Raw genomic sequence first — 7436 nt, 5'->3', positions numbered from 1 at the left:
GTGCTCGTGGGCGGCGCAGGGCGAACAGGACTCCGCCGCCGTTCTACCGCAGAGGACCGCGAGTAACGCATGACCGCTGACAGCAATCCCGCACTGCTCGACACCGAGGGCCACCAGGGCCCCGGGCACCTGTGCCTACCTCCTCTATGTGGCGGGCAAGCTCGGCGGCGCGGTCGTGTCGCTGTTCGCCGTGCTCGTCACCAGCTTCTTCCTGTTCCGGCTGATCCCCGGCGACCCGGTCAAGCAGATGACGGGCGGCAAGCGGGTCTCCGCCGAGCAGCTCGCCGCGATGCGCAAGGAGTTCGGCCTCGACAAGCCGGTCATGGCCCAGTTCTTCGACTACACCGGCAACGTCCTGACCGGCGACTTCGGCACGTCGTACCAGTTCCACGCGCCCGTGCTCGACAAGATCACCGAGGCGCTGCCCGCGACCCTGCTGCTCACCGGAACGGCGTACGTCCTCTACACGCTGATCGGCATCTGGCTCGGCACGCGCACCGCCTGGCGCAACGGAAGGCTGGGCGACCGCTTCCACACCGGGCTCGCCCTGACGCTGTACTCCGTGCCGTCCTTCTGGCTCGGCCTGCTGCTGATCATCACCTTCGCGGTCGGCATAGGGCCGGTCCCCGGGATGTTCCCGACCGGTGGCCTGGAGTCGGGCGGCGAGACCGGCTTCGCCTACGTCGTCGATGTCGCGCACCACATGGTGCTGCCCGTGATCACGCTGGTCGCCGTCGGCTACGCGCAGACCCTGCTGGTCATGCGCTCCTCGCTGCTCGACGAGATGGGCAGCGATTATCTGACCACCGCCCGCGCCAAGGGGCTCCGCGACGACCTCGTGCGCCGCAGGCACGCCGTGCCGAACGCGATGCTGCCGACCGTCACCCTGATGTTCGTCAACCTCGGCACGGTGGTGGCGGGTGCGATCCTCGTCGAGACCGTCTTCTCCTGGCCGGGGCTCGGCGGTCTCTTCTACTCGGCGTTGAGCGTGCCCGATCTGCCACTGGTGCAGGGGCTCTTCTTCGTCTTCTCCACCGCGGTCATCCTCATGAACACCCTGGCCGACGTGATCTATCCGCTGCTCGATCCCCGGGTGGGCCGATGACGACCGAATCCGCCGAGTCCGCCGCGACCACACCGGCCGCCCCGGGCTCGCCCGCCGCCACAGGCAAGAGCGCCCGCTCGCTGGCCCGGGCCCGCAGACGGCACTCCGCGGCCCGCTTCTGGCGGGAGTACCGCAGGCACCGGGCCGGGCTCTTCGGCCTGGCCGTGCTGGTCCTGATCGGGCTCGCCGCGGTCTTCGCGCCGCAGCTCGTCGGCTCGGACGCGCAGAGCGTGACCGACGCGCCGGGCAAGCCGATGGAGGCGCCGAGCGGCGAGTTCCCGCTGGGCACCGACCAGTTCGGGCGCGATCTGCTCGGGCTGCTCGTCTGGGGCGCCCGGATGTCGCTGACCGTGGGGCTGCTCGCCGCCGTGCTCTCGGTGGCCATCGGCACGCTGGTCGGCATCACCGCGGGGCACTTCAAGGGCTGGTACGCCACGGTGATCATGCGGATCACCGACTGGTTCCTCGTGATGCCGACCCTCGTCCTCGCCATCGCGCTGGCCGCGGTGCTCTCCGGCTCGATCTGGACCATCATCCTGGCGATCGGCGTGACGACCTGGCCGACCACGGCACGCCTGGTACGGGCGCAGACGCTCGCCGTGGAGTCGCGGCCCTACATCGAGCGCGCGCGGGCCCTCGGCGGCGGCCACGGCCACATCATGGCCCGGCACGTGCTGCCCAACGTCATGCCGCTCGTCCTCGCCCAGACCACGCTGGTGATCTCCGGCGCCATCCTCACCGAGGCCACGCTGGCCTTCCTCGGCCTCGGCGATCCGACGAGCGTCTCGTGGGGCGGCCTGCTCCAGGACGCGCGCGAGGCGGGCGCGGTCAGCGCCGGGCACTGGTGGTACCTCGCCCCGCCCGGCCTCGCCATCGCCGTCGTCGCACTGGCGTTCACCCTGTGCGGCCGTGCCGTGGAATCCGTGCTCAACCCCAGGCTGGGGGCCACCCGTTGAACGACGTACAGACCCCGTCGAAGGACGCAGGGGACACCGCGCCCCGGCGACTGCTCGACGTGCGCGACCTCGAAGTGACGTACGCGAACGGCGCCGCCGCCGTCCGTGGCGTGAACCTCCACGTCGACGCCGGGCAGAAGCTCGGCGTGGCCGGTGAGTCGGGCTGCGGCAAGTCCACGCTCGCCCTCGCCCTGCTGCGGCTGCTCCCGGCGGGCACCAAGGTGTCCGGCGAGATCCTGCTCGATGGCGAGGACGTCCTCACCATGAAATGGGGGCGGGTCCGCGCGGTGCGCTGGGCCGGTGCCTCGATCGTCTTCCAGGGCGCGATGCACTCGCTGAACGCCGTGCACCGCGTCGGCGACCAGATCGCCGAGCCGATCCTGCTGCACCGGAAGGCGACCCAGGCGGGCGCGAAGACCAAGGTGGGCGAGCTGCTCGAACACGTGGGGCTGCCCGCCGCCCGCGCCGAGGCGTACCCGCACGAACTCTCCGGCGGCCAGCGGCAGCGCGTGATGATCGCTATGGCGCTCGCCTGCGACCCCCGGCTGATCATCGCGGACGAGCCGACCACCGCCCTCGACGTGATGATCCAGGCGCAGATCCTGCGGCTCATCGAGCAGCTCGTGGCCGAGCAGGACCTGGGTCTGATGATGATCAGCCACGACCTCGCCGTGCTCTCCGACACCTGCGACCGGCTCGCGGTGATGTACGCGGGCCGCGTCGTCGAGGAGGGCCCGGCCACCGAGGTCTACGAGAACGCCAGGCACCCCTACGGCAAGGCCCTGTCGGCCGCCTTCCCGCGCATCGGTGACGTGGCGTCCCGGTTCGCGCCGCGCGGTCTGCCCGGCGATCCGCCCGACCCCTCCGCGCTCCCCACGGGATGCACCTTCCACCCGCGCTGCCCGGTCGCCCTCGACGTCTGCCCGACGGAGGACCAGGCCCTGCGGGACGCGGGCCCGCACCACCGCGCGGCCTGCGTGCACGCCGCCGCCGACCCCGTGGAGAGGATGCCCGTATGACCGCGACGGAGCCGGGCGGCACGCTGCTGTCCGCCGCCGGCCTGCACATCGCCTTCCCCGGCCGCAGGGGCGCGCCGACCGCGCGGGCGGTGGACGGCGTCGACCTCGACATCAGGGCCGGTGAGATCGTCGCCCTGGTCGGCGAGTCGGGGTGCGGCAAGACGACGCTGGCGCGTTCACTGCTCGGCCTGGTGCCGCCGACCTCGGGCCGGGTGACGTTCGCCGGGCAGCCGCTTGACTACTCCGGGCGCGCCCTCAAGGCGTACCGCAAGCGCGTCCAGCTCGTCCTCCAGGACCCCAGCGGGTCGCTCAACCCCCGGCACACGGTGTACGACGCGGTGGCGGAGGGGCTGCGCATCCACGGGTACGCGGGTGATGAGCGGGCGGCGGTCGCGGAGGCCCTCTCCCGGGCCGGGCTGCGGCCCCCCGAGCGGTTCTTCCTGCGCTATCCGCACGAGCTGTCGGGCGGTCAGCGCCAGCGTGTCGTCATCGCGGGCGCGCTGGTCCTCGAACCCGAACTCATCGTCGCCGACGAGCCGGTGGCCTCCCTGGACGCCTCCGTACGGGGGGAGATCCTCGCCCTGCTGCTGCGGCTCCGCACGGATCTCGGGCTCTCCGCGCTGGTCGTCACGCATGACCTGGGGCTCGCCTGGAACATCGCGGACCGGGTGGCGGTGATGTACCTGGGCCGCATCGTGGAGACGGGCACGGTGGAGGAGGTCCTGACCTCGCCCCGTCATCCGTACACGCAGGCGCTGCTTTCCGTGCTGCCGGAGGCTCCCGGGGACCCGGTGGTGCTCTCCGGCGAGCCGCCGGACCCGTCCCGGATTCCGGGCGGCTGCCGGTTCCACGCGCGGTGCCAGGTGCTTGCCTCGGGCGAGGCCGAACAGGTGGGCGTGGCCGCTCGCTGCCGGGGTGAGGACCTGCCGTTGCTCGCCGGGGGCGGCGAGACGCAGGTCGCCTGCCATTGGGCGGCGGCTGCTGCTTCCGGCGGGGCGCCTTGAGGAGCGTTTCCGGCTTTCCGCCGGTGAGGGCTTGTCGCGCAGTTCCCCGCGCCCCTTCAGGGGGCACGGGGTACCGCACGGCGGCTAGGCGCGGTCCGCCGCCTCGATGAGCTCGCGGGATCGCTTGACGTCGTCCGCCATCGCGACGAGCAACGTGTCGATGGAGTCGAACTTCGCCTGGCCTCGCACGAAGGCCAGGAAGTCCACGGCCACGTGCAGGCCGTACAGGTCGAGGCCGACGCGGTCGATCGCGTACGCCTCGACCGTCCGCTCGGTTCCGTCGAACGTCGGGTTCGTCCCGACGGAGATCGCGGCGGGCATCGCCTCGCCCTGGGCGTGCAGCCATCCGGCGTAGACGCCGTCGGCGGGGATCGCGGTGTGCGGCAGGGTCTCCACGTTCGCCGTGGGGAAGCCCAGTTCGCGCCCGCGCTGGGCGCCCCGGACGACGACGCCCTCGACGCGGTGCGGGCGGCCGAGGATCTCGGCGGCGCCCGTGACGTCGCCCTCGGCGACCAGGCGCCGGGTCAGCGTCGAGGAGAAGGGCTCGCCGCCGCCCGCCGCACCGCTGACGTACAGGTCGACGAGGTCGACCTCGTAGTCGTAGGTGTGGCCGAGCTCGGCGAGGAGGCCGACATTGCCCGCGGCCTTGTGGCCGAAGCGGAAGTTGGGGCCCTCGACGACCACGCGCGCGTGCAGCTTGTCGACGAGGACCTTCACCACGAAGTCGGCGGGCGACAGCTTCGAGAACTCGGCGGTGAAGGGCAGGATGAGGAGCGCGTCCACCCCGAGGTCCGCCATCAGCTCGGCGCGCCGGTGGTGCGGGGCGAGCAGCGGCGGGTGGCTGCCGGGGCGGACGACCTCGCTGGGGTGCGGGTCGAACGTGACGACGACGGCGGGCACGCCGAGCTGCCGGGCGCGCTCCACCGCGCGGCCGATGATGAGCTGATGCCCGCGGTGCACGCCGTCGTAGGAACCAATGGTGACGACGCTGCGCCCCCAGTCCTGGGGGATGTCCTCCAAGCCACGCCAGCGCTGCACTTCTTTGCTCCTCGCCGAACCTGTGTACGTCCGTTACGTCTGTACGTTCCCATTGCCGATTACGCAGGTCTAAGACTGCCATGCCGGAGGGCCCCGGCTCGCATCGGTGTCTCCCCGGCCGGGGTGGCGGCGGTCACTCATCCCCGTCGGCCGGCGGCGCCTAGGCCGGTACCCGCACCCCGCCCGCCAGGTTCTCGACGGTCCGGCGGGTGCTCGGGCCGACCAGGGCGGCCCAGTCCTCCGGGGCCCCGTGCAGCCAGCGGGTGAGAAGGGCGGCGAAGCCCGGCTCGGAGCGGGCCAGTTCGACCAGGCAGCGGTCGAACCAAGAGGCGCCCTCCGGCGTGCGCACCAGCAGCCGCGCCGCCCGGTGCACCCGCTCGCGGGCCTGCTCCTCGCCGGTCGCGGCGGCGGCGCGGGCCACCGTCCGTACGACGCTCTCCAGGACGGTGAGGTCACGCTCCTGGCCGAGGAGTACGTCGAGCAGCTCGCCCCGCAGCGTCCGGGAGGCCGCGCCGCCGGGCGCCGCGAGCACGGGAGCGAGGGCGCCCCTGACCGAGGGCACCGGGCTCTTCAGCACCGCCGTCACCAGGGGGAGGAGCACGTCACGCGCGCCCGCCCCCTGCTCAAGGCGCCGGTCCGCGTACCCGGCGACGACCGCACCGGCCTCGGGGCGGGCCGCGACGAGGTCCGCCACCAGGGCGGCGACCCGTGGGGCGAGCGCGGGCGTGGCGGCATCGGCGAGGCCCCCGAGCACATCGGCGGCGACGGGGCCCGGCGCGTGCAGCCGCGCCCGGAAGGCGGCGAGCACCGACTCGGGGTGGGAGGCGAGGGCCGCGGCGGGCGCGCCGACCGGCATCCGCGGATCGGCCTCGGCGAAGAGCCGCAGCGCCCGGCCGAGGTAGCGCGGGCGCGTCACCGGGTCGTGGACGAGGAGCGCGAGCGCGGCCCCGTGCAGGGACTCCTCCGCCGGGGCGGCGAGCAGGGAGAGCGCGGTGTACCGCAGCAGCTCCCGGTCGGCGTCGGCGGTGGTGTGGACGGCGGCGCGCAGTCCGTGCACGGCGGCGGCCACGCGGCGGCCGGGCCGCTCGTCCTGCGCCCAGCGGTCGACGGCCCGGCAGAGGGCGGCGGGCTCCTCCTCGGCGAGCGCGGCGAGCAGTTCGTCGGCGCGGGCGTGCGGGGACTCCACCAGGGCGTCGGCGAGGCCGTCGATGGCGCGGTGCCGGTGGGTGTACAGGAGAGCCTGCGCGGCGGAGGCGACGGTGGCGTCGGGCGCGGCGTCCAGCGGCCGCTCGTCGGTGAACCAGCGCACGAGCCGCGGCTGGGTGCCCGCGGGGTCGGCGGCCAGGAGCTCCGCGACGGCGTCCAGGCAGCGGCCGGGGGTGCCGGGCGGCCCGTCGCGGACGACCAGGCGACGCAGCAGCGCGGACCGCTCGCCCTCCCCCAGCGGCAGTCGCAGCCAGAACTCCGTCTCGAAGGCACCCCGGTCGGCGAGGACTTCGAGCACCGGGAGGTACGGGCTCGCGTCCGGCACGCGCGACAGGGCTCCCCGCAGCAGGTGCCCGGCCCACCACGCGGCGTCGGCGCCCGCGCCTGAGGGTGCCGCGTGCGCGAGCTCGGCGGCGGCGTCCGCCAGGTCGCGCAGACGGGGGACCAGTTCGGCGGGGCCGCACCGGCGGCCGAGCGCGAGCAGTGCCTCAAGGACCGGGCCGATCCGGTGGCGCGGCACCGGCAGCGGGCGCGCGGGGACCGGGCGCCGCTGCTCTGGGACACCATGGACCTGCGGGCGGTGCCGGTGGACCAGCGAGTGCAGGGCGCCGTCCACGTCCAGATGGGTGCCCTGGAGCCAGTCGGCCAGCTCCTCGTGCGCGAAGCGGTACCCCGCCCCCGCGGGCACGAGCAGGCCCTCGGTGAGCACCGCCGACGCCCACCCCGTACAGCCGTGGAACTCCGCGCCCGGCGCCGGTCCCCACGGGAAGACCGCCTCGAAGGAGTCGCGGTCCAGTTCGCCGTGGCCGGGGCCGAGGCAGCGCCGGGCCGCCTCATGGACCTGGCCGGACACCTTCGCGGCGAGGCGGCGCACGGCGGTGCCGCGCACTCCGTTCGACGCCGCGAGGCGCACGGCGATCCGCAGGCAGAGCAGGTCGAGGCAGGCGGCGAAGAGCTCCTCCCTGGCCGGTGTGCCGGGTGGCGGCGCGTCGGGCCTGGCCGCCCGCACCTCGCGGAGCAGCCGCAGCGCCAGCGGGTGCCGGGCGTCGGCGTCGGCGAGGGCGCCGTCCGGGATGCCGTACCGCTCACGGGCCGCGCGGGCCTGGGG

General features: G+C 74.2%; 5 protein-coding genes and 1 pseudogene. 4 read left to right on the top strand and 2 right to left on the bottom strand.

Annotated features, from left to right (window positions below):
• The first annotated feature begins 76 nt into the window (after positions 1-76).
• Genes AB8Z36_RS25650 through AB8Z36_RS25635 form a run of 4 tightly spaced genes read left to right on the top strand, consistent with a single transcriptional unit; the run spans position 77 to position 4084 of the window.
• Entirely contained in the window at positions 77-1105 is a 1029-nt protein-coding gene (locus AB8Z36_RS25650) for an ABC transporter permease (RefSeq protein WP_369215744.1), read from the top strand.
• Positions 1102-2061, top strand: coding sequence for an ABC transporter permease (locus AB8Z36_RS25645; RefSeq protein WP_369215743.1), 960 nt, complete (start codon positions 1102-1104; stop codon positions 2059-2061). The genes AB8Z36_RS25650 and AB8Z36_RS25645 overlap by 4 nt, the downstream gene beginning before the upstream one ends.
• A complete protein-coding gene (locus AB8Z36_RS25640; RefSeq protein WP_369215742.1) occupies positions 2058-3080 on the top strand; it encodes an ABC transporter ATP-binding protein in 1023 nt (340 codons plus the stop codon). The genes AB8Z36_RS25645 and AB8Z36_RS25640 overlap by 4 nt, the downstream gene beginning before the upstream one ends.
• Positions 3077-4084, top strand: a complete 1008-nt coding sequence (locus AB8Z36_RS25635) for an ABC transporter ATP-binding protein (RefSeq protein WP_369215741.1) — start codon at positions 3077-3079, stop codon at positions 4082-4084. Before AB8Z36_RS25640 ends, AB8Z36_RS25635 begins: the two co-directional genes overlap by 4 nt.
• An 84-nt stretch (positions 4085-4168) precedes the next feature.
• On the opposite strand, the gene AB8Z36_RS25630 is transcribed toward AB8Z36_RS25635, so the two are convergent.
• A complete protein-coding gene (locus AB8Z36_RS25630) occupies positions 4169-5122 on the bottom strand; it encodes a bifunctional riboflavin kinase/FAD synthetase (RefSeq protein ID WP_369215740.1) in 954 nt (317 codons plus the stop codon).
• A gap of 160 nt (positions 5123-5282) precedes the next feature.
• Positions 5283-7436 (bottom strand): annotated as a pseudogene (locus AB8Z36_RS25625) (serine protease); the annotation flags it as partial.

The sequence above is a fragment of the Streptomyces flavofungini genome, from assembly GCF_041028215.1.
Classification (GTDB): Bacteria; Actinomycetota; Actinomycetes; order Streptomycetales; family Streptomycetaceae; genus Streptomyces; species Streptomyces flavofungini_B.
The sequence above is the reverse complement of the archived record's forward strand: the minus strand, read 5'-3'. Positions and strand labels throughout refer to the sequence as shown.